The 21,708-nt window shown below is 48.8% G+C and carries 21 protein-coding genes and 1 riboswitch; of the genes, 2 read left to right on the top strand and 19 right to left on the bottom strand.

The genetic code is table 11. The annotated features are described in order from the left end of the window. Nucleotides 1-2: 2 nt before the first annotated feature. The gene (gene sufC / locus VFK44_04130) at nt 3-788 is read right to left on the bottom strand and encodes a Fe-S cluster assembly ATPase SufC (GenBank protein HET7627560.1); all 786 of its coding nucleotides are present in this window, start codon (nt 786-788) and stop codon (nt 3-5) included. 305 nt (nt 789-1,093) lie between these two features. Between sufC and shc the strand changes: the two genes are divergently transcribed. Next, nucleotides 1,094-2,965: a squalene--hopene cyclase gene (shc, locus tag VFK44_04125; protein ID HET7627559.1), complete on the top strand. Its 1,872-nt coding sequence runs from the start codon at nt 1,094-1,096 to the stop codon at nt 2,963-2,965. A 71-nt stretch (nt 2,966-3,036) separates the two neighbouring features. Here shc and VFK44_04120 read toward each other — a convergent pair whose 3' ends face one another. The 8 genes from VFK44_04120 to VFK44_04085 all read right to left on the bottom strand — a co-directional run bounded on the left by VFK44_04120 (nt 3,037) and on the right by VFK44_04085 (nt 10,451). Beyond that, nucleotides 3,037-3,177, bottom strand: a complete 141-nt coding sequence (locus VFK44_04120; protein ID HET7627558.1) for a hypothetical protein — start codon at nt 3,175-3,177, stop codon at nt 3,037-3,039. A 225-nt stretch (nt 3,178-3,402) separates the two neighbouring features. Beyond that, on the bottom strand, nt 3,403-3,783 hold the full coding sequence (locus tag VFK44_04115) for a carboxymuconolactone decarboxylase family protein (GenBank protein ID HET7627557.1): 381 nt from the start codon (nt 3,781-3,783) through the stop codon (nt 3,403-3,405). An 84-nt stretch (nt 3,784-3,867) separates the two neighbouring features. Continuing rightward, nucleotides 3,868-4,872 carry a homoserine dehydrogenase gene (locus VFK44_04110; protein ID HET7627556.1) on the bottom strand — a complete coding sequence of 335 codons (1,005 nt, stop codon included), beginning with the start codon at nt 4,870-4,872 and terminating at the stop codon, nt 3,868-3,870. Beyond that, a complete protein-coding gene (locus VFK44_04105) occupies nt 4,862-5,953 on the bottom strand; it encodes a homoserine O-acetyltransferase (protein HET7627555.1) in 1,092 nt (363 codons plus the stop codon). The genes VFK44_04110 and VFK44_04105 overlap by 11 nt, the downstream gene beginning before the upstream one ends. A 23-nt stretch (nt 5,954-5,976) precedes the next feature. Next, nucleotides 5,977-6,735 (bottom strand): ABC transporter ATP-binding protein, encoded by a 759-nt coding sequence (locus VFK44_04100; protein ID HET7627554.1) that lies wholly within the window; start codon nt 6,733-6,735, stop codon nt 5,977-5,979. A gap of 5 nt (nt 6,736-6,740) precedes the next feature. Continuing rightward, entirely contained in the window at nt 6,741-7,493 is a 753-nt protein-coding gene (locus VFK44_04095; GenBank protein HET7627553.1) for an ABC transporter permease, read from the bottom strand. 98 nt (nt 7,494-7,591) lie between these two features. Continuing rightward, complete coding sequence (locus VFK44_04090; protein ID HET7627552.1) at nt 7,592-8,596, bottom strand: aliphatic sulfonate ABC transporter substrate-binding protein; 1,005 nt, start codon at nt 8,594-8,596, stop codon at nt 7,592-7,594. A 61-nt stretch (nt 8,597-8,657) separates the two neighbouring features. Further along, nucleotides 8,658-10,451 carry a PLP-dependent aspartate aminotransferase family protein gene (locus VFK44_04085; GenBank protein HET7627551.1) on the bottom strand — a complete coding sequence of 598 codons (1,794 nt, stop codon included), beginning with the start codon at nt 10,449-10,451 and terminating at the stop codon, nt 8,658-8,660. Between the two features lie 106 nt (nt 10,452-10,557). Next, nucleotides 10,558-10,688, bottom strand: a riboswitch (SAM riboswitch). A gap of 157 nt (nt 10,689-10,845) precedes the next feature. On the opposite strand from VFK44_04085, the gene VFK44_04080 reads away from it, so the two are divergent. Continuing rightward, nucleotides 10,846-11,295: a TlpA disulfide reductase family protein gene (locus VFK44_04080; protein HET7627550.1), complete on the top strand. Its 450-nt coding sequence runs from the start codon at nt 10,846-10,848 to the stop codon at nt 11,293-11,295. Between the two features lie 31 nt (nt 11,296-11,326). On the opposite strand, the gene VFK44_04075 is transcribed toward VFK44_04080, so the two are convergent. From VFK44_04075 to VFK44_04030, 10 genes are all read right to left on the bottom strand, one after another. Beyond that, nucleotides 11,327-12,391, bottom strand: a complete 1,065-nt coding sequence (locus tag VFK44_04075) for an anti-sigma factor domain-containing protein (GenBank protein HET7627549.1) — start codon at nt 12,389-12,391, stop codon at nt 11,327-11,329. Nucleotides 12,392-12,466: 75 nt separating this feature from the next. After that, nucleotides 12,467-13,213: an RNA polymerase sigma-I factor gene (sigI, locus tag VFK44_04070; GenBank protein HET7627548.1), complete on the bottom strand. Its 747-nt coding sequence runs from the start codon at nt 13,211-13,213 to the stop codon at nt 12,467-12,469. A gap of 139 nt (nt 13,214-13,352) precedes the next feature. Continuing rightward, the gene (locus VFK44_04065) at nt 13,353-13,661 is read right to left on the bottom strand and encodes a thioredoxin family protein (GenBank protein HET7627547.1); all 309 of its coding nucleotides are present in this window, start codon (nt 13,659-13,661) and stop codon (nt 13,353-13,355) included. Then, nucleotides 13,622-14,029 carry a toprim domain-containing protein gene (locus VFK44_04060; protein HET7627546.1) on the bottom strand — a complete coding sequence of 136 codons (408 nt, stop codon included), beginning with the start codon at nt 14,027-14,029 and terminating at the stop codon, nt 13,622-13,624. The genes VFK44_04065 and VFK44_04060 overlap by 40 nt, the downstream gene beginning before the upstream one ends. Nucleotides 14,030-14,111: 82 nt before the next feature. After that, nucleotides 14,112-14,495, bottom strand: a complete 384-nt coding sequence (gene gcvH, locus VFK44_04055) for a glycine cleavage system protein GcvH (GenBank protein HET7627545.1) — start codon at nt 14,493-14,495, stop codon at nt 14,112-14,114. A gap of 61 nt (nt 14,496-14,556) precedes the next feature. Then, on the bottom strand, nt 14,557-14,916 hold the full coding sequence (locus VFK44_04050) for an arsenate reductase family protein (GenBank protein HET7627544.1): 360 nt from the start codon (nt 14,914-14,916) through the stop codon (nt 14,557-14,559). 13 nt (nt 14,917-14,929) lie between these two features. After that, nucleotides 14,930-15,733 carry a hypothetical protein gene (locus tag VFK44_04045; protein HET7627543.1) on the bottom strand — a complete coding sequence of 268 codons (804 nt, stop codon included), beginning with the start codon at nt 15,731-15,733 and terminating at the stop codon, nt 14,930-14,932. A 165-nt stretch (nt 15,734-15,898) separates the two neighbouring features. Then, nucleotides 15,899-17,680, bottom strand: a complete 1,782-nt coding sequence (locus VFK44_04040; GenBank protein HET7627542.1) for an acyl-CoA dehydrogenase family protein — start codon at nt 17,678-17,680, stop codon at nt 15,899-15,901. A gap of 23 nt (nt 17,681-17,703) precedes the next feature. Next, complete coding sequence (locus tag VFK44_04035; GenBank protein HET7627541.1) at nt 17,704-18,864, bottom strand: acetyl-CoA C-acetyltransferase; 1,161 nt, start codon at nt 18,862-18,864, stop codon at nt 17,704-17,706. 19 nt (nt 18,865-18,883) lie between these two features. After that, nucleotides 18,884-21,283 (bottom strand): 3-hydroxyacyl-CoA dehydrogenase NAD-binding domain-containing protein, encoded by a 2,400-nt coding sequence (locus tag VFK44_04030; protein HET7627540.1) that lies wholly within the window; start codon nt 21,281-21,283, stop codon nt 18,884-18,886. Nucleotides 21,284-21,708 lie beyond the last annotated feature (425 nt).

Genomic DNA, 21,708 nt, shown 5'->3' with positions numbered 1-21,708 from the left:
CGCTATGCCTGTTGTCCAACAGTTTCGTCTTCGATGCCGAGCTCTTGCTTCAAGCCGTCGTAACCTTCGGCTTCCAGCCGTTCGGCGAGCTCAGGTCCGCCGCTTTTTACAATCCGACCTTGCATCATGACGTGTACTTTGTCGGGCTTGATGTAATTCAACAACCGTTGATAGTGCGTGATGATCAGACAACCGAAATCCGGCGAACGCATTTCGTTCACGCCTTTGGCGACGACTTTCAAGGCGTCGATGTCCAATCCGGAGTCGATTTCATCAAGAATCGCAATGGACGGCTCAAGCATCATGAGCTGCAAGATTTCATTGCGCTTTTTCTCCCCTCCGGAGAAACCTTCGTTCAAATACCGCTGAGCAAACGATTGGTCGATGTCGAGAAGTTCCATTTTTTCATCTAGTTTTTTAATGAACTTCATTAAATTGATTTCATTTCCTTCTTCTCTGCGGGCGTTGATCGACGAGCGAAGAAAATCTGCGTTCGTTACGCCGCTGATTTCGCTCGGATACTGCATCGCGAGGAAAACCCCGGAGCGGGCTCTTTCGTCGACGTCCATTTCCAGCAAATCTTCGCCGTTATACCATACTTTCCCCTTCGTAATTTCGTACTTCGGATGACCCATAATAGCGGATGCAACGGTCGATTTCCCCGTTCCGTTCGGTCCCATGACGGCATGAATTTCTCCGCCCTTTATTTCAAGGTCAAAGCCTTTGACAATTTCTTTCCCTTCGATCGAAACATGCAAGTCCTCGATCTTTAAATGCGGTGCAGACATTCGCGATTCCCTCCATTGACATATATTGATAGTGATTCTCAATCTATTCTCATTCTTATCTTAAAGGAATTTAAAACGGGAATCAAATAATGCCGACCCGGATGCGGCAAGGACACATATCCGCCTCATTTTACGGATGAACACTGAAATCAAATCGACGTTCCCTGCATTGGCGACAAGATTTTTACCGATCTTCGACAAATAAAAAAGCCGAGGAACATTCCCGCAATGCTGCACAGGAGTACTCCAGCGCCGCAAGGTGACATATGTATGAAAAAACTCGACAGGCAAAGGAAGGATGTCCCGTGAATGACTTACACGTACCGATCCGGCAATCGATCGACAGGCGATGCCAGCGTTTAGCGCAAACACAAGCGAGCGACGGATCGTGGCATTACTGCTTCGAAGGTCCGTTAATGGATAACGCGTTTACGACGATTTTGCTGCGAAGCTTGAAAACCGACGGATGCGAACCCCTCATCCAAGCGCTCGCACGCGATATCATGCACCGCCAACAACTAAACGGAACTTGGAACAATTACCCTGACGAACCGAACGGAAATTTATCAGCAACGATCCAAGCCTACACCGCACTGCTTTACACCGGCGTTTGCAAACGATCGGACGAGAACATGAAAAAAGCGGAGCGGTTTATACGCGCCGAAGGCGGGTTGGACCATGCAGACATACTTACAAAAGTGATGCTCGCGATGAATGGGCATTATCCATGGCCGCTCATCCGATTCCCGCTTTCGTTCTTGCTGCTGCCGAGCAAATTTCCAGTCAATTTTTATGAATTAAGCAGTTATGCACGCGTTCATTTCGTCCCGGTCATGCTCTGTGCCGACAAGAAATTTCATATAAAAAACGCAAGCCGCCCTGATTTGTCTCACCTTCGCCTCGGAAATATGCCGCACTGGCTGTCATTTCGCTCGTCATCGCTGTCTTACGTATTAAAAGAACAAGCGTACAAACTGTCGCAACTTCCTTTTCACTTGTTTCATGCGGGAATCAAACAAGCAGAACGGTATATGCTCGATCGAATTGAACCGAACGGCACATTGTGCACGTATGCAAGCAGTACGATTTTCATGGTTTATGCGCTGCTCGCGTTAGGTTACGACAAGCATTCGCCAGCGATACAAAATGCACTGAAAGGCGTGCTCTCTTACGTTTGGCAAACGAAATCCTTCATTCATGTACAAAATTCTCCGTCAACCGTTTGGGACACGGCATTGCTCACGTACGCGCTCGAACGGGCAGGTTTGAAGCAAAATCGGCCCGTTATCGAAAAAGGTGCCGCCTATTTATTGCGTCAGCAACAGACGAAAAAAGGCGATTGGTCGATTCACAACCCGAACACCGCCCCCGGCGGCTGGGGATTCTCCGAACACAATACGATCAACCCCGACATCGATGATACGCAAGCCGCCTTGCATGCGATTGCCCCATTCCTGAAGCTGAATTCCCGTTATCTCAACGCATGGCATCGAGGTGTTCGCTGGCTGTTGTCGATGCAAAATGACGACGGCGGTTGGGCTGCTTTTGAAAAAAATACCGGTCAGGCGTGGATGACCCTGCTTCCTGTTCCGCATATGAAAAATGCCGGAATTGACCGTTCCACTGCAGATATTACTGGAAGGGTGTTAGCTTTTCTCGGCTCCCGCTTGAAACTTGACCGAACCCATCCGCGCGTGAAGGCAGCGATCCGCTGGTTAATGGCCCATCAAAAAGCAGACGGCTCTTGGTACGGACGTTGGTGCGTATGCTATTTGTATGGAACGTGGGCTGCCGTGACCGGTTTGCGGGCCGTCGGCGTTCCCGCGAACGCTCCCGCCATTCGGAAGGCCGTCTCCTTTTTGAAGCAAACGCAACGACCAGACGGAGGCTGGGGGGAATCTTGCACAAGCGCTGCCATCGACAAATTTCAGCCGTTACCTTTCAGCACCCCCTCGCAAACGGCGTGGGCAGTGAATGCCCTTACCTGCTGCAGTGACGATGTTTCTCCGGAGGTGGAAAAAGGATGCCTCTTTTTAACGAAAACACATCGTGCCGAAGAAATCTCATATCCCACGGGTATCGGTTTACCCGGTGAATTTTACATTCGCTATCACAGCTACGACGAAATTTGGCCGCTTCTCGCACTAAGCGAGTTCCGGAACAAATGGAACGGTTAGTCGAGCCAATATAAACGAAAAAAGGAACCGTGCATCAAAGGCCGGTTCCTTCCTTCTCGAATCAAAATGTATTAGGTCGCGATTTTCCGTTCATGTTCGTAGATCAATTTCATGCTTTTTTGGTAGCTTTTTTCTCGTTCCTTTTCGACTTTCAAACGGTTTTCCAAGCTCCGTCCGTATTCGGCAAAGCCGATTCCATGAGCCTTGTACATCGCCTTCTCCATTTCATTAGTATGGTTGAGGTCAATGCGGTGCTGTTGAATAATGAATCAATTCCTTTCAAAGGGATTTTTTCAACACATTAAAACCTTACCATGATTCTCAAACGAACGAAAACGACGCATGAATCGATTCTTACCCGTGCATAATCATTCACCGGCATGAAAGGGATTACATTCGGTTTTCGAACAAAAATCCTCCGAATCCCTTTGAATTCCTTACATTCTCAACAATTTGCCTTCGCTCAAATCGTGAATCGTTTGCTGCAACAACGTGACCGATTGACTCATCGCCGCCCCGCCGCCGAAAGCAGAAGCGACGCCGACCGCTTCGAACATTTCTTCCTTGGAACACCCTTGGTCGAGACAACCTTTTGTATGGTAAATAATGCAGTATTCGTCTTGCGCGTACAGACTGATTGCGAGCGCCATCAGCTGTTTTTCTTTCTTGCTCAGTTTTCCCTCAGCAAAACACGTTTCTGTAAACGCATTAAACCTCTCTGCCAGCTCAGGCATGTGTTTCGTGAACGTGCCCAATCCTTCCTTATAATCATGTAATGCCGCATCTGTCGGCGTTTGAAACTGCACTTGACGTTCCATCACGTTTCCTCCATTCCGTTTTTTTACGCTTAGTATGAGGAAAAAACGCGATGTTATCCACAAATCATGCCGAAAAAGATCGTGTCAATGCAAAACTTGCACGGGCTCCTCCGTTAAAAATCGTTTGAGGCGATTTTCGGTAAACAGGGAAACGAGATCTTCGATAATCGCGCTCGCCGTCGGTTTTGCGCCCGCACCCGGACCTTGCAAGACGATTCTCCCAACAATGTCGCCGTAAATCACGACAGCGTTATCCACGCCTTCGACGGCATACAATGGATGCTCTTCCGAAAGAAAAACAGGTCGTACTGCGATTTGGGGACTCTGTGACGTTCTTTCAAAAGTGGCAAGCAGTTTGATTCTTAATCCTTTCTGTTTAGCCTTGGCCAAGTCATCTGTCGAAAGGTTGGTGATTCCGATCCTCTCGGATCCTTCCCAGGAAAGTTGCCGTGCGCCGGCCAGCCTCGCCAAAATCATGATTTTATAAAAAGCGTCCCACCCTTCGACATCTTTGGCCGAATCCGCCTCGGCAAACCCTTGTTTTCTGGCCGCATCGAGTGCATCGTTCAAAGATGTTCCCCGTTTTCTTCTTTCGCTTAAGATGAAATTGGATGTTCCGTTGAGAATCGCTTCGATTTTGACGATCGCATTGACCTTAAGCAAATCTTGCAACGTTCGAACGACCGGAATGCCGCCGGCAACCGACGCCTCGTAACAAAAACGGACTCCAGCTCTGTCGGCGGCCGCTTCCAACACCGCTCCTTCACGAGCGACACATTCTTTGTTTGCCGAAATTACATGTACCCCTTTTTTCAAAAGAGCAAGATTGTAACGAAAAGCCGGTTCGACACCGACGATCGCCTCCACAGCAACTTGAAGGCCGTTCACCGATGCGATTTCGTCAAAATCAGTCGTAACCAGCACTGTATCGGGGAGCGACCGGGGTTTCTCGTCGTTTTTCACAAGTACTGCGGCTACTTCAATGTCTTCGCCGATTAAACGATACAGCTTTTCCCGTTGCTCCTTGATCGTCTCGTACACCCCTTGGCCGACCGTCCCGAATCCAAGAAGCGCCACTTTAATCGCCATGCAAACACCCCTTCAGCTTCCATGCCCAACGCTCGAATTCGACGAGAAACCCGTCATGGCCAAATTTCGTTTCGACTTCAAAAAAGTGCGCTTCCTTCCCGGCGTTTCGATGCCAATCGGCCAATTGCTTTAATGGATCCGGCGGATAGAGCAAATCGCCTTGAAAACTGAACGCAAACAGCGGCGCACGGCAAAGCTGCAATGCTTGTTGCCAACCTCCCCGCCCGCGCCCAATATCGTGGCTGTCCATCGCTTTCAATAAATATAAATAACTGTTGGCATCGAATCGGCGAGAAAGTTTTTCCCCTTGATAAACAAGATACGATTCGACATCAAAAGCAAGTTCGCGATGATCCTGCCCCCATTCTTGAAATCGTTCACGTTTAAACCGGCCGTTGAACATCGCCGGCGTTCGATAAGTGACCATACCGATCATCCTTGCTAATCCGATGCCGCTGGCCGGCGGTTGCTCCTCTGAATAAAAGCCGTCCTTCCAATTTGGATCTTGTTGAATGGCCAATCTCGCCATAGCGTTGTAAGCAACGGCATAATCACTCAAATACGGGGTCACCGCCATCGGAATGATCCGTTCAACAAATCTGGGATATTGGATGCCCCATTCCAAGACTTGCATGCCCCCGAGCGAAGCGCCGATGACCGCCCGCAGCCGCTCGACACCAAGCAGCTTCAGTGCTTGAAAATGGGCGCAGACGATATCTCTCACCGTCACAAAAGGAAAATTCGCGCGATACGGTTGTCCTGTATTTGGATCGATGCTTGCAGGACCCGTTGATCCGTTGCAACCGCCCAAAACATTCATCGTAATGACTTGCCATTCATCGGTGTCGATCGTTTTTCCGGGTCCAATTAAACCGGACCACCACCCCGGTTCATGGTCAGTCCCGACGGCAAATTGGTTCCCCGTCAGTGCGTGACATACGAACACTACCGGCGCGTTTCTCGGACCGGTTCGTTCATAGGCGATGACTACATCATCGATCACCGAACCTGACTCAAGGGTGAACGGACCGATGCCGATCGTGCCGTATTGCACTTCGGCCTCCACCTTCGTCTCCGTCATTTCATTCCCTCCCGTCGATCGTATTAAGCAAACTTTTCTTGACTCTTGTTATGAACCGAGCGGGACAAATCGAGAATCGTCAAAATTTCCTCTTTAATAATGGCAAGCTCGTTATCTCCGCGCGCTCGCGGCCGCTTCCGGCTCACTTTGATTTCCTTAAATACAGCGCCGGGTTGTCCGCGAAGAATTAACACGCGATCACATAGATGCAAAGCTTCGTCAATATCGTGCGTAACAATCACTAAGGTCGCCTTCGTTTCCGCCCAAATGTCGAGGAGCAAATCCTGCAATTTCATTTTCGTGAAAGCATCGAGCGCACTGAACGGCTCATCGAGCAATAAAATTTCCGGTGAAGTGACGAGTGCGCGAGCGATGGCCACCCGTTGTGCCATTCCTCCAGACAGCTCACGCGGAAACCTTCCTTCGGCTCCTTCCAACCCGACAAGCCGAAGAAACCGTTTTGCCGCTTTCACTTTTTCCGATCGCTTTCCTTTTAAACCGAACGTAACGTTGTCAATTACGTTTAACCATGGCATTAATCGCGGTTCTTGAAAGATCGAGCCGATTTTGTCATTCAGCCCGCGCGAAACCTCTCCTTCAATTTTGATCGTTCCTTCGTAATGGTCGTCAAGTCCGGAGATCGTTCGCAGCAACGTGCTTTTGCCGCAGCCGCTCGTCCCGAGGATACCGATAATCTCGCCTTTCCTTGCCGTCAAGCCGATGTCCCGGAATGCCGTCGTCCCTTCCGAAAAAGTCTTTGTGACATTTTCTAATTGAAGCATGCCTGTCACCCTCTCTGAATTCCGTCCTGCCAATGCAACGTTTTCTTTTCGATTTGTTTCAATAGTGCGTCCGTCACCTTTCCCAGGACAGCAAACAGGACGATACTCGCCATGACAACCGCGGGAGAATACGTATTTTGACCGACTACGAGCAAATAACCGAGCCCTTGGCTTGAACCCATGATTTCCGCAGCCACAACGAACATCCACCCAAGCCCAAGACCCCCTCTGAGTCCTGTCAAGAAAGCGGGCATCGCCGCAGGTAATATTATTCGGCGAATTCGTTCGATCGGATGCAGTCCGTAAATTTTTCCGACTTCCACCAATTTGCGGTCGACCCCGTGAATTCCGCTCATGATATTCAAGTAAACGGGGAAAAATACGCCGACAGCAATCAACAACACCTTAGAAGTCTCGCCGATTTGAAACCATAAGATGAACAGCGGCACCCATGCAAGAGACGGGATTGAACGGAACGCTTGAAACATTGGATCAAATAAAACTTCGCCTGTTTTGCTTAAACCTGCGACAAGTCCGAATAGGACTGCGACAGCGACTCCTAACAAAAAACCAGCAAACACCCGGAACAAGGTAATCGAGATATGCCCCCACAACGCGCCATCTTCGGCTAAATCAATGATCGTCTGCACGATTACGGTCGGCGCCGGCAACAAATACGGTTTAAAGACACCGACGGCGCATAAAAATTGCCACAGAGCAAGGACAAGCACGGGAACCGCGCTGCTGAGTGCAACCATCTTCCATTTCTCAGCAGCGCCTCGTCTGCCCTTCGTCTTCCCGTTGCTCGGCAAACGCAACGGACGTCGTTCCGTCTGTTCGATTGCCTTTTTGTTGATCATTCGCCGGCTCCTTTCACAACTGCCTCGACGTATTCCGGATTCAGCAATTGTTTCGTCAAGTTTTGGACGTTCAGTTCGGAATCGATAACGTCGACATCTTGCAAGATTTTGCCAGCCGCAACGATTGACGCAAACTGCTCTTCTCCCGGCGTCGGATCAGAAAAATCGTTTCTTTTCAACTCACGCTTCGCAACCGGCAAATCGATATGGGCCGCGTCCGCCAATATTTGAGCGGTTTCCTCACGGTGGGCGATCGCCCATTTTCTTGCTTTTTCATATTGTTCAATTACCGTCTCGACGACCTCTGGATGTTTCTCTGCATATGCCGTGCGAACGTTCAAAACCCCATACGTATTAAAATCCGGTTTGCGGAAAAAAAGCTTCGCTCCTTCTTCCAATTGCAATTTCGCCATAAACGGATCCAGTCCCGCCCAAGCATCGACTTCCCCTTTAGAAAGCGCGGTCGCCCCGTCTCCGTGTTGCAAGTTGACGATTTTGACGTCCTTTGGCGTTAACCCTTCGGTATGCAAAGCGCGCAGCAAAAAGATATAAGGATCTGTACCGAGCGTGGCGGCAATTTTTTTCCCTTTTAAATCTTCAACGCTGTCAATCGGCGAATCTTTCGTCGTCACGAGCGCCGTCCATTCCGGTTTCGAATAGATGTATACATCTTCGATCGGCGCTCCTTTGGCTTTGGCCATCAGCGCAGCCGCGCCAGCCGAGGATGTAAAGTCCGCACTCCCGCTCGTGATAAACTGCAGTGCTTTGTTGCTTCCTTGGCTCAGTACCCATTTCACTTCAACGTCTTTTTCCTTGAAAGCTTCTTCCACCCAGCCGAACTTTTTCAAGACGAGACTGGTCGGCGAATAGTAAGCATAATCGAGCGTGATTTGTTTTGGTAATTTTTCGCTGCCGCCTTTCGCGGTCGAAGAACACCCAGATATCAACACTGCTGCAAGTACAACAAGCAACGTAAAGGCATAGATTTTTTTCTTAGCCATTTTATCTCTCCACTCCACTCATTTAATTTTGCTTGCGGAGAAATTCCCCGCATGATTCACTTTAAGACTGCTCCGGAGCGTAAGTCGAAATCGTTCCCCGCAGCCGTTGTGCTTCTTTGTAGGTGCAACGATTGTGGACGACTTCAATGCCCGCTTCTTTCGCAATCGCAACGGCCGGCTCGGAAATGACGCCTTCTTGAAGCCAGAAAATTTTCGGACGGACTTCAACCGCTTCTTTCGCAACTTCGACCGCCGCTTCCGGGCTGCGAAACACTTGGACAATGTCGATCGGGCCGGGAATGGACTTTAAATCCGGATAAGCCTTTTCCCCGAGAATCTCGTCGGCTTTCGGATTGACCGGGATGATTTTGAAGCCGAGCCGCTGCATTTTTCTTGCCAACCGATGGCTCGGACGCGCTTCATTTCCGCTTAAGCCGACGACGGCAATCGTTTTTTTGCGCTGCGCCTCCTCTCCTTCTTTCAACAAAGACGACTCCAACCCCCAGCGGATAACTCCTTCGTCATTGACTGTGATCGTCTTCTTCTCATTTCCGCTCTCCGGCAAGCCGGTTGCTTTATACAACGCCTGACGCAAATCATTCTTCAAATCTTCCGTCGATTCGATGCCTACCGACAGACGGACCATTTCCTCCGTAACCCCGCTCAACTTCAAGTCGTCGGCGGAAAGCTGTTGGTGCGTGGTCGAGGCCGGATGGATGATCAACGACTTTGCGTCACCGACATTTGCCAAATGCGACCATAAAGAGACATTGTCAATCAACTTCGTTCCCGCTTCGCGTCCGCCTTTAATTCCGAATACGATAATCGAACCGAAACCGCCGTTTAAATATTTTTTCGCCAATTCGTGAGCCGGGTGACCTTCCACCCCGGGATAGGAAACCCATTCCACAGCAGGATGATCTTGTAAAAATACGGCTAATTCCTCGGTATTTCGATTATGTTGGTTCACCCGCAAATGAAGCGTTTCTAATCCTTGCAGCAGCAGAAAAGCGTTAAACGGGCTTAAACACGAACCGAAATCACGCAGCAGCTGAACGCGCGCTTTCGTAATGAAAGCTAGCGTGGCAAAATCGACCGCATACCGGATTCCGTGGTAGCTTTCGTCAGGTTCAGTAAATCCCGGGAATTTGTCGCTGTTCCAATTGAACCGTCCGCCGTCAACGATGACGCCGCCAATGGAAGTTCCGTGCCCTCCAATCCATTTCGTGGCGGAATGTACGACGATGTCAGCGCCCCATTTAATCGGCTGACACAAATATGGCGTAGCGAACGTATTGTCGACGATTAACGGAATACCTGCTTCGTGGGCAACGTCGGCAACCGCTTCAACGTCAAGCACGTGTAAACTTGGATTGCCGATAATCTCGGCAAACAGCGCCTTCGTTTTCGGCGTAATCGCGTTGCGGAAATTTTCCGGATCAGTTGGATCGACGAATTTCACTTGAATGCCGTATTTCGGCAACGTCGTCGAAAACAAATTGTATGTGCCGCCGTACAGATTGGAAGCCGCCACGATCTCATCCCCCGCTTGCGCAAGGTTCAAAATGCTCGTCGAGATCGCTGCCATGCCCGACGCGGTAGCCAGCGCCGCCACGCCGTCTTCCAACAAAGCCATCCTTTTTTCAAACACATCGACCGTCGGATTGCCGATGCGCGAGTAAATATTCCCCGGTTCGTCGAGACCGAACAATTGTTGTGCATGTTCAGTGTCATGAAAAACGTACGAAGTCGTTTGATACAAAGGGACGGCACGGGATCCGGTCGTCGGGTCCGGCGCCTGCCCTCCATGCAGCAATAAAGTCTCCAACCGATAGCTGTCTGTTTGTTTTGTCATTCTCCCACTCCTTGAATAAAAATGGATTTGCAGCTGTCCTGCCCATAAGAAAAACCCCTCCTGAAGATTCAGAAGGGGTGTCATGTACGGATCGTATGTCATTCCCCTCTTATCTATCAGGAATTGGCACCATTCCCGGCACTCAATTCAAATTTCCGCAAGCGCGAAAACGCGAATTGAGTGCCGGGCGGTTGCCGGGCTTCATAGGGCCAGTCCCTCCGCCGCTCTTGATAAGAGTTTCAAAGTTGTGAATCGTTATAAAGTTTTCATCAAGTTAAGTGAGATATTAGCACGGGCCGGAATTTTTGTCAATCGATTTTATAAATATTTTTTTCGGCGGGTACACCGTGTTACAATGGTAAAAACCAAACGCAACCGGAAGGGGGGATTGGCCATGACGCAACTAGAAAAAAAGGAAAAAGCTCCCGAATTTTCTTTACTCGACTATCAAACGGGTCGGCTCGTTTCACTCGAAGATTTTCGCGGCCGAACCATGCTGATTACATTTTGGGTTTCGTGGTGCCCTGACTGTTTGAAGGATTTGCCGAAAAAAGAAACGTTTTACCAAGCCACCTCGACGAGAGATGACTTTTCGATGGTAACAATCAACGTAACCGGCCGAGAAGGGGATCCCGACGACGGCGTTCGATTTGCAGAAGAACAAGCGTTTTCGTTCCCGGTTCTTCGCGACCAAGATTTGTTGACTTACGAAGCTTACGGCTGCAACAGCGTTCCATACACGGTATTGTTAAATCGTGATCACGAAATCACCCATCGCTTCGACGACAAAGCTTCATTCATGGATATAGCCCTGGCCGTTGAGCAAATGCTCCACAAAAAATAAAAACAGGCCGATTCCTTTTTATATAAAGGAATCAACCTGTCTTTTCCGAATGTTGCTTTTTGCCCGCAGAGGATGATTTTTCGTGGCCGCGTTTCTTCGGCACATGATGGTTTCCCCTTGATGCTTTCCCGTGCTGTTTTCCCTGCCGATGTTTTCGTTCATCGCCTTTTTTGCTTTTATCTCTTCCGTTTCTTTGCCATTTTTTCATCATTTCAATTTCCGACGTTTCAATGCGAAATACCGCATTCGGGGGCTCCGCAATGGAGTTGTCGTGTATCCCGGATGCTGGTTGCCGGCGTTCGTTCGTATTTGGAACAGCTTCTGCGTGCTTCGTCTTTCTTTTGATCACGACAGGGTCGCTTTTCTTCAACTGATGCTCGATATCGGAAACCGATAACGTTTGAATATGATCGATGGATAAAGGCTTACCGCTTTTCTTTGCTTCCAAGTAGAGCAAGTACTTGCCGAGTGACACACCGTTGGCCTTCGCTTGCTTCGCAATTTCCGGAGAAGCTTCACGAACGGTAAAATCGACCCCGGGGTGTTCCGCCAACGCCTCGGAACGAATCGTTTGCAAGCGGTCGCGCAAAACCGTCGCCAGCGATTCACGCTTTTCCTCATCCTCCACCAACACCGAAGTCGCGATGTACAAGTGATTTTGTTCATGCAAATAACCCGCAGCCGTCAACTTTCGCAAGACCGCATTGGAAAATTCCCGCAGCTCCATCGAACGATAGGAATCCCAACCTTCAAACAGCCGCGCCGCATCTTCATTCCACGTGTAAACAGAAAGAACTTGCAATTGTTCGTCTACGGAAGCGGAGAAGCTTGGATTTACGTCATAACTGACATAGGCTGCAGCCTTTCGGTCTTCAAATGGAAAATAGCTGCTTCCCAAAACGAATAATATGAGTAACAATGCCGCAAAAGATATAAGAGGAACCCACCTTGGTTTCGATTCGGCTGACCATGGGAGGATAATTTCTTGTCCGATTTCCGGCACGTTCCCTCTGAAATGAATCTTCTTAAAATGCCCTTCATCGGTTAATACAATCCCCTTGTTCCGCTTCACTTCCATGACTACGCCGCGTTTCAACCGGGTGTCCTCCTTCCGGCTCATCGCCAAAGAAATGTGACCGTCGTTCTCGACCACACCTTATGTTATCAAAGATTAAGGCTCAATGTAAGCTTGCAGCTCGACAAAATCTCCTAAATAGATGAGAGCAGCCGCTATTATATATTTTCGGTTGCGTTCAATCGTTTTGCGACTGCAGGAAACCCGTGAAAGCAATTCTTTGATCGGAAGCTGCTTTTTCTCGATTAAGTACTTGGAGAGCCGTTCGTCATTCGCGAGTTCTTTAGCGATGATTTTTGCGTTTTCGCGTGCGTCTCGATGCTTTGGACATTGCTTGCTTAAACATTTAAAAGTGATGCCGTATTGCTTTAGCGTTTTCTTGTATTCTTCAATTTCATAAGCCCGATTCTCGTTCTCCCTTTGCGCTTCGAAGTGATCCATCGCCGCTTTTAATTCCGGATAGCTTTCTTCCGCGCGCGCATCGTCCGCTTCTTCTTCCTGTTCGAACAACAATGCTCGTTTCTGGCGCATTTCTTTCCGGATGAAATCAATGATTCTTCGACGTATGACCATATCGGCAAACGTGAGAAAACGCGAACCTTGTCCAGACTGGTACTGATCAATTGATTCGTTAAACGCGTATAGTCCCACACTGTATTCGTCCATCGATTGGTCAACGTAATGATTACATACTTTCGAAGCGACTTTTTTTATAAAAGGTTGATAATCTCCAATTAATTGGTTTCTTAATTTTTCATTCCCAGATTGTATATAATTTACTTTTTCTTCTATACTCAATCTCGATGGTTGATCGACGAATGTATCTAGTTGTAACGCCTTCATAAGAACCACCTCGCCAACTTTTTATTCCTATTACAGTTATACCATGTATGGCAGTCCTCTGAAGCTACAATTTAATGACAAACGTCAATGCCCGTTAACTTTTGTAAAACAGCCTTATTATGTCGGAATGTTATGAATATTAATTGGCATGTTTTTTGATAAAATCATAAATTCGGGTCAGCGGTTCGAAAGCATAACAAATGGCTTCTGCATCCCCGTTGCGCAGCCGAATGAGGCACGGCACACTTTCGATTTTCCAGCGTATGGCAACTTCGGGAGCGAAATTGAGATTGCAGGCATAAACGCAAACGCCGGGCATCGCTTCAAGCGTTAAGTTCAACAACCGTTCCGCTTTCGCACACGTTCCGCACAACGGCGTATAAAAATAAACGAGGGAGTTCCCCTCGTTCATTTGTTGCAATTGTTCGGCTGATAGGTTTCGTAACATAGCAGGTCTCCTTCATGTTTTATGAGAGGATCGTCGTTCACTTGAAAATGAGCGTGTTCCAGTACCTTGATCAAATCCGGAACCGGCGTCCTTGCCACTTCTTTATGCATTTTTCGAATGTATAAATGCTTGGCGTTCGGAAGTTCACGCTTCAATTGTCTTCGCAGCTTGTTTCCCGCGGAATCGGCATCGACGAGAATAAACACTTCTTCCTGGCGCTCCGTCAATTCGATGAGTTCCTCCATTTGTTCGGTTCCCACGGTCCCGTGCGTGCATACAATTTGAACAGGTTCGTTAAGAAGCGGCAAGAGTTTCTCCTTATCGGTCTTGCCTTCCACGATAATCAGTTTATCCAGTTCAAGTCTCATCGTTTCGCTCTCCAATCCAAAACCATCAGCCGATTGTTATTGAATAGTATGTGGTTTTTGAACGAGCGTTATGAAACGAAAATTAATCTTCGGAAATCATCTTTTCATAAGTTTCCGCATCCATCAACTTGTCGATTTCCGACTTATCGGAAGGCTCGACAACGATCATCCATGCCTTTTCGTAAGGAGATTCGTTGACGTATTCCGGGCTGTCATCGAGTTCCTCATTGACTTCGACGACCTTTCCGCTTACCGGTGCATACAGTTCCGATACCGTTTTGACCGATTCTACGCTGCCGAAAGGCTCATCCGCTTCGATTTCATCGCCTTCCTCGGGAAGTTCGACGAAAACGATATCTCCAAGTTCGTCTTGGGCGAAATCCGTAATGCCGATCCGTACTCGATCCCCTTCTACTTTCACCCATTCGTGTTCTTCTGAATAACGTAATTCTTTCGGTATATTCATCGTCATCCCTCCATAGATTATCTTAAGTATACCGTATTATATTCCGAACGGGATGGCAAATCTATGCACTCCACGTATTGCGGAACGTATCCTCGTTGAAACCGACAGTGACCTGTTCTCCGTCGGTGACAATCGGCCGCTTCAACAACATTCCATCGGAAGCTAGCAGGGACAACAAAGCCTCTTCGTCTCCGTGCTTCACTTTATCCTTCAGTCCGAGTTCGCGGTATTTCTTCCCGCTCGTATTGAACCATTTGCGAATCGGCAAACCGCTCTTCTTGTACATCTCGAAAATTTCGTCGCGGCTCGGGGGATCGTCAACGACAGGAATATAATCATACGGAATATCGTGTTCGTTCAGCCATTTTTCTGCTTTTCGGCACGTTCCGCATTTCTTATAGCCGTAAAACTTCAATCGCATCTCCGCACCCTTTCTAAGCGTTTTGGTCGTCTTCGGTCCGTGATGGTTCCATCTGAAAATCATTACTTGGTGTCTGTTCTCGGTCTGCCGATTCCTTCTGCTCTTCCATTTCCACCGCTTCCGCCGCTTCCGCCGTTTCCACCGCTTCCGCTGCTTCCGACGTTTCCGTGTCTTCCGTCGTTGTCGTGTCTTCCGTCGTTGCCGTGTCTTCTGTACCATCAGGATCCGCAGACTCGGCATACGTAATATGGCCGCGGTACGGTTTCACAATGCGTTCGCTATGTTTCATGATGTTCGGGAGCGTCGGCAAGAAATATTTCCACTTGTACCCTTTTTCCGCAAGAATGTCGCGAAGCCGGTGAATTTCCATCGGCTCCCCATGTTCTTTCAAAATCGACTCCACTTCTTTGGCTACTTCTTCCAAATTGTATTGTTTTCCTCTTCTTCGCCGATCATTCGGGTCGCGCCGAAACAAACGATCGTCCGTTTCCTCCTCCTCACGTTCGGCTTTTCTCTTTTTGAAATTGCTTAACCCTCTTTTTAATGCCTCGAAATCGTACTGTTTTAGATTGCCTTTGTATTCTTTTTCTTGTTTGTCCTCGTCCATCGAAGGAACATTTTCCTCATACACGAGGTCCGACTCGCTGCCGAGCCCGCGTTGATCCAATTCCCGCAATCTTTGGATGTAAAAATGATACTCTTTGTCCAATTCACGGTCCCGTTGATACAAAACATTCTTTTCCTCGGCGATTTTCTCCATTCGGAGCCGGATTGCTTCTCTTTCATTAAAAGCCAAAACCGTCGCCCTCCAATCCATCCATATTTTTCCGCATTTCTAGCGATAATATAATACTTCTACTATACTTCTACATCCCATCGGAAAACCCTGCTCAATTTTAAATGATTTTTAAACAAATGTTTACAAAAAAACATCCCCTATATAGAGGATGTTTCAATCGTATTGCGATAAATCGTCCAATCATCACACATAATGTTCTTCTTTCAACACTTTTTTCGCAATTTCCCTTTTTATGCCAATGGTATTTTTAGGCAAATGACGTGTTAGTTTCCGAAGCGCAGAAAGCATCATCCGGAGCTGGTCGCCTTCCTCAACCGCTGACAACGATTCTTTCGCAAGGGCTTCAATGCGCTGCAGCGCTTCTTGACAATACACTTCAGTCATCAAAACTTTATGTTGATGCTTATGCTCTCCGTCCCGATCAATCGCTTTCAGTGTGCGTGCGATCATCGATTCCATGACATAAATCTCATTAATGATGTCGGAAACGTTTGCAAGCAATTCTTGTTCATGTTCCAATTTCGTGCCGTATTTTTGTACACCGAGTCCGGCTGCCATCAAAAAGATTTTCTTCGCGTTTTTCAAATAATCTTTTTCTAAATCAAGTGTGCCGTCCCCAGGTTCTTCCGGCATAAGCATCATAAGCTCTTCCTGAAGTGTCTGCGCTTTTTGCAGCAGCGGCAATTCGCCTTTCATTGCCTTACGTACAAGCGTTCCAGGGACAAGCAGTCGGTTGATTTCGTTTGTGCCTTCGAAGATTCGGTTGATGCGTGAATCTCTATATGCCATCTCAACCTCGTATTCGGCCATATAACCGTAACCGCCGTGAATTTGCACCGCTTCGTCGACGACAAAATCGAGCATTTCGGAGGCAAAAACTTTGTTCAGCGAACACTCAATCGCATACTCGCTGATCGCTGCCGCGATCTTTTGTCCGTCTTTCTGATCGTCTTCCGACAACTCGCTGAAACGGTCTTCATACAAGCCGACCGTCCGATATACAGAGCTTTCAGAGGCGTACGTTTTGATCGCCATGTCGGCAATCTTTTGCTGAATGAGCGAGAATTTCGCGATTGGCTGCCCGAATTGCAATCTTTCATTGGCATACTTAGCGGATACCTCAATTAACCGTTTCGCGGCACCTACACAACCGACAGCAAGCTTGAGACGGCCGATATTCAAAATATTAAAAGCGATTTTATGACCTTTTCCAGGCTCGCCGAGCAAGTTCTCCTTCGGAACGGCCACGTCTTCTAAGATTAGCGTTCGCGTCGAAGACATCTTGATGCCCATTTTCTTTTCTTCCTGACCAGTCGAAACGCCTTCATAATCGCGTTCTACGATAAACGCTGAGAACTGTTCACCGTCGATTTTCGCATAAACTACAAAAATATCCGCAAATCCAGAGTTCGTGATCCATTGTTTCTCGCCGTTCAAGATGTAATGGGTGCCGGCTTCATTCAATTTCGCTGTCGTTTTCGCACCGAGCGCATCCGAACCAGAGCCCGGTTCGGTCAATGCGTAAGCCGCAAATTTATCTCCAGTCGCGAGATCCGGCAAATATTTTTTCTTTTGCTCCTCATTGCCGAACATAACGATCGGCAGCGTACCGATGCCGACATGCGCGCCGTAGCTGAGCGAAAACGAGCCGGAGCGCGAAAATTTTTCCGTGATCAGCATCGAACTGATTTTATCGAGTCCAAGCCCGCCGTAAGCTTCCGGAACGTCCGCGCCCAGCAAGCCGAGGTCCCCTGCTTTTTTTAACAATTTCATCGTCAAATCCCAATCTTGCTTGACGAGCGTATCAAAATGCGGGACGACTTCCTTTTCAATGTAGTCCGCCGTCGTTTTGCCCATTAATTTTTGTTCATCCGAAAAATCTTCCGGGGTATGCAAGTTTTCCGGCTGTAAATCTTCCACCAAAAAACTTCCGCCTTTCACGGGCGTTTTCGCCTGTTCACTCATGTCCTTACCTCCCTGCTTCTTTTTTAAAGCAACTCAAAAATTCCCGCAGCACCCATGCCGCCGCCGACGCACATCGTGACAAGCCCGAATTGTTCGCCGCGCCGCTTCATTTCATGAATCAACGACAACGTCAGCTTCGTGCCCGTGCATCCCATCGGATGGCCAAGCGCGATCGCGCCGCCGTTAACATTCACTTTATCTTCGTCCAAACCGAGCTCGCGAATCACTTGAATCGATTGCGAAGCGAACGCTTCATTCAACTCGATCACGCCGATGTCTTTCAACGACAATCCTGTCATTTCAAGCACCTTCGGCACCGCCTTCACCGGCCCGATGCCCATCACTTCCGGCGCCACGCCGGCAACCGCAAAGCCGTGAAACTTCGCCAGCGGCTTCAGCCCTTCGGCTTCCGCCTTCTCGCGATTCATCACAAGCACCGCTGCCGCCCCGTCACTCATCTGCGATGAGTTCCCGGCCGTCACCGTTCCGCTTCGATGAAACGCCGGACGCAGCTTCGCCAGCGCTTCCAGCGACGTATCCGCCCGCACGCCTTCATCGTGCGCAAACTTCACCGTCTTTTCTCCTGACGGCTGACGCAGCGTCACATCAATCGCCACGATTTCATCGCTGAACTTGCCTTCTGCTTGCGCTTTCGCTGCCCGCTGGTGGCTCCGCAGGGCGAATGCATCTTGTTCTTCACGGCTGATGCCGTATTTACGCGCTACCTGTTCGGCCGTATGCCCCATGCCCATATAATATTCGGGCATGGACTCGACCAATGCCGGATTCGGCTTAATGACATGACCGCCCATCGGGACGAGACTCATCGTCTCCGTTCCGCCGGCGATGATCGTCTTGGCGTGCCCAAGCATGATTCGCTCGGAAGCGTAAGCGATCGTTTGCAATCCTGACGAACAATAACGATTGACCGTGACCGCAGGTATGGAAGCCGGGAGTCCTGCTCTTGCAGAAACCATTCTTGCAACGTTCAGCCCTTGTTCCGCTTCAGGAATCGCACAGCCAAAAATGACATCTTCGATCTCGCCGTCGTAATCACCGGCGCGCCGCAGCGTTTCTTTAATCGCCCATGCGCCGAGATCGTCCGGACGCGTGTGAGCAAGCGTGCCTTTCTTCGCTTTCCCGACCGGTGTTCTCGCACCGGCTACAATTACGGCTTCGTTCATGATGTTCTCCCTCCCTCGCTTAATTTCTCAGCGGTTTTCCTTTCAAAAGCATGTGCTGCATACGTTGCTGCGTCTTCGGTTCCCCGAGCAGACTAAGAAACGCCTCACGCTCTATATCGAGTAAATATTGTTCATCCACTTTCGTTCCATACGTCACACGGCCGCCGGACAACACATACGCCAGCTTCTTGGCGATTTTCACATCATGGTCTGAAGCAAAACCGCTCCATCTCATATTTTCCGCTCCCATCACCATTGCGCCGTATCCGGCATCTCCGGCAACCGGAATTTTCACACGCTTCGGCGGCAGGTATCCTGCATCATATAGATCAAGCACTTTCTGCTTCGCGTCATGCAATAAGTGATCGGCATTGACCGTAATGCCGTCGGCCGGTCGCAAGAATCCATACTTTCTTGCTTCCTCTGCGGAAGTCGAGATTTTCGCTGTTGCTATTACCTCGAACACGCGATTCGTGATTTTCGTCAAATCGACTTCGACACCTTCTGGCATTTGTTCATGGAAACGCAATAAAAGTTCCTTGTTCCCGCCGCCGCCGGGGATTAACCCGACGCCCGGTTCGGCAAATCCCATGTACGTCTCAAACGAGGCTTGAATCGCGTCTGCCGGCAAACTCACTTCGACCGCGCCGCCGAGCGCCATCTGGAACGGTGCTGCGACAACCGGCCGTGCAGAATAACGAATGCGCGACATCGTTTGTTGGAACTTCTTCACGACGAGTTCCAATTCAAAGAAATTATCGTCTTGTGCCTCCATCAACATTAAAGCGATGTTGGCACCGACACAGAAGTTTTTCCCTTGGTTGCCGATGACGAGACCTTTGTAGTTGTTCTCGACTTCGTCGATCGCCTTGTTCAGCATCTGGATCGTATCAAGCCCAAGTGCATTGCCCTTCGAATGAAACTCAAGCAAGGCGACGTCGTCGCCAATGTCAATCAAGCTCGCGCCGGCATTTTTCGCAATGACGCGATCTTGCTCTTTCAATCGTTTCAAATGGATAGGCTTCGGATGCTCCTCGAGCGTTTCATAATTCCCGTGGTGATAAAACTTCACACCGTCGCGGTCTTTTTTATAAAAAGATGGATGCCCCGCTTCCAGCATCTTTTCAACCCACTCAGGAACATTCGCGCCTTCGGCTTTCATTCGTTTTACTGAGTCGGCAACGCCAATCGCATCCCACGTTTCGAACGGGCCGGCTTCCCAGCCAAAGCCCCATTTCATCGCTTGATCGACCGCGACGATGTCTTCGGCAATTTCATACGCTTTTTCCGCGGAGTACAACAATGTCGGTTTTAAAATGTTCCAGATGAGTTCCCCTGCGCGATCGTCGGCATAAGCAAGCGTTTTCAATTTGTCTGACAATCCTTTGGCTTGCTTCGCCGCTTCTGTCGACGCGGTTTTCAGCTTTTGCCTCGGCTCATATTCAAGCGTCTCAGGATTGATTTGCAAAATCTCGCTCGAACCATCTTTGTTTTTCTGTTTCAAAAACATCCCTTGGCCGGCTTTGCTGCCGATCCAGCCTTTTTCGTACATGCGTTCCAAAAATGCAGGTACCGCGAACACGTCACGTTCCTCACCGCTCACTTTTTCCTGAATGTTGCGGGCAACATGAATGAATGTATCGAGTCCGACGACATCCAACGTACGGAAGGTCGCGCTTTTCGGCCGGCCGATCAACGGACCGGTGGCCGCATCCACTTCCCCGATCGTGTACCCGCGCGTCATCATTTCACGAACCGTGACAAGAAGACCGTAAATCCCGATTCGGTTGCCGATGAAATTCGGCGTATCTTTCGCAAGCACGACGCCTTTTCCGAGCACATCTTCAGCGAATTGCCTCATAAAATGTACAATATCACGGTCGGTGTCTTTCGTCGGAATGACCTCAAGCAGCTTCAAGTAACGCGGCGGATTGAAAAAGTGTGTGCCGAGAAAATGACTGCGGAATTCTTTAGAACGACCGTCCGCCATTTCCTCAATCGAAATACCCGAAGTATTCGAACTCACAATCGAACCCGCTTTTCGATGCTGTTCCACTTGCGCCAGCACTTTTTGTTTAATTTCAAGGTTTTCAATAACGACTTCAATGGTCCAATCGACTTCCGAAAGACGTTCAAGATCGTCTTCGAAATTGCCAACCTCAATGAGTTCAGCATTTTCCGGTACAGAAAACGGAGCAGGCTTCATTTTTTTCAACTTTTGCAACGCTTCACTTGCAAGACGATTTCGAACGGTGTGATCTTCAAGCGTTAAACCTTTCGCCTTTTCCGCATCAGTTAATTCGTTAGGCACGATATCCAACAGCAAACACGGAATCCCGACGTTTGCCAAATGAGCGGCGATTTGCGCCCCCATGACACCGGAACCGAGCACAGCTGCTTTCCGGATATGTCTCGTCATCGTGGACCTCCTTCACGTTTGAATGAATGCTCATTCATTTTTTTCGTTTGAAAAAAAGAGGCGGCTTCCATGAACCTCTAATTCTACTATAAAAGGTTTCAGAACATTTGGCAACATGAAATGTTCGCTGAATTTCCACTTTCAACAGAGGTTGGATTAGGATAAATCCGCGAAAAAGACGGATTTATATTTTCTTACCCGGTAAAAACGAACGAAGCGACGCATCTTGCGCCGCTCCGTCCAGACATGAATGTTTATTTCGAAAACGTCGTGCTCGCTTTGTTGTTGCTTTCATCCGCTTCATCGATCGCATTGAATGGATCCACAACGGCGGTGATTTCGTGCACTTCTTTATCTTTCGGAACGTCCCACGAGACACTGACAGTTTTTGTTTCCCCCGGCGCAAGCGATATTCCGCTCGTAAG

The organism is Bacillales bacterium (assembly GCA_035700025.1).
Lineage (GTDB): Bacteria > Bacillota > Bacilli > Bacillales > DASSOY01 > DASSOY01.
Note: the sequence above shows the minus strand (reverse complement) of the source record. Positions and strands in the feature narration are given on the sequence as shown.

Coding starts and splice junctions, on each gene's coding strand:
- VFK44_04080 (HET7627550.1), top strand. CDS start 10,846: ATGACGCAACTAGAAAAAAAGGAAAAAGCTCCCGAATTTTCTTTACTC.
- VFK44_04100 (HET7627554.1), bottom strand. CDS start 6,735: ATGCTTCAATTAGAAAATGTCACAAAGACTTTTTCGGAAGGGACGACG.
- VFK44_04040 (HET7627542.1), bottom strand. CDS start 17,680: ATGAGTGAACAGGCGAAAACGCCCGTGAAAGGCGGAAGTTTTTTGGTG.
- VFK44_04045 (HET7627543.1), bottom strand. CDS start 15,733: ATGGATTGGAGGGCGACGGTTTTGGCTTTTAATGAAAGAGAAGCAATC.
- sufC (HET7627560.1), bottom strand. CDS start 788: ATGTCTGCACCGCATTTAAAGATCGAGGACTTGCATGTTTCGATCGAA.
- VFK44_04115 (HET7627557.1), bottom strand. CDS start 3,783: ATGGAACGTCAAGTGCAGTTTCAAACGCCGACAGATGCGGCATTACAT.
- gcvH (HET7627545.1), bottom strand. CDS start 14,495: ATGAATATACCGAAAGAATTACGTTATTCAGAAGAACACGAATGGGTG.
- VFK44_04120 (HET7627558.1), bottom strand. CDS start 3,177: ATGTACAAGGCTCATGGAATCGGCTTTGCCGAATACGGACGGAGCTTG.
- VFK44_04105 (HET7627555.1), bottom strand. CDS start 5,953: ATGACGGAGACGAAGGTGGAGGCCGAAGTGCAATACGGCACGATCGGC.
- VFK44_04050 (HET7627544.1), bottom strand. CDS start 14,916: ATGCGATTGAAGTTTTACGGCTATAAGAAATGCGGAACGTGCCGAAAA.
- VFK44_04035 (HET7627541.1), bottom strand. CDS start 18,864: ATGAACGAAGCCGTAATTGTAGCCGGTGCGAGAACACCGGTCGGGAAA.
- VFK44_04030 (HET7627540.1), bottom strand. CDS start 21,283: ATGACGAGACATATCCGGAAAGCAGCTGTGCTCGGTTCCGGTGTCATG.
- VFK44_04110 (HET7627556.1), bottom strand. CDS start 4,872: ATGGCGATTAAAGTGGCGCTTCTTGGATTCGGGACGGTCGGCCAAGGG.
- VFK44_04085 (HET7627551.1), bottom strand. CDS start 10,451: ATGACAAAACAAACAGACAGCTATCGGTTGGAGACTTTATTGCTGCAT.
- VFK44_04090 (HET7627552.1), bottom strand. CDS start 8,596: ATGGCTAAGAAAAAAATCTATGCCTTTACGTTGCTTGTTGTACTTGCA.
- VFK44_04095 (HET7627553.1), bottom strand. CDS start 7,493: ATGGTTGCACTCAGCAGCGCGGTTCCCGTGCTTGTCCTTGCTCTGTGG.
- sigI (HET7627548.1), bottom strand. CDS start 13,213: ATGAAGGCGTTACAACTAGATACATTCGTCGATCAACCATCGAGATTG.
- VFK44_04065 (HET7627547.1), bottom strand. CDS start 13,661: ATGTTACGAAACCTATCAGCCGAACAATTGCAACAAATGAACGAGGGG.
- VFK44_04060 (HET7627546.1), bottom strand. CDS start 14,029: ATGAGACTTGAACTGGATAAACTGATTATCGTGGAAGGCAAGACCGAT.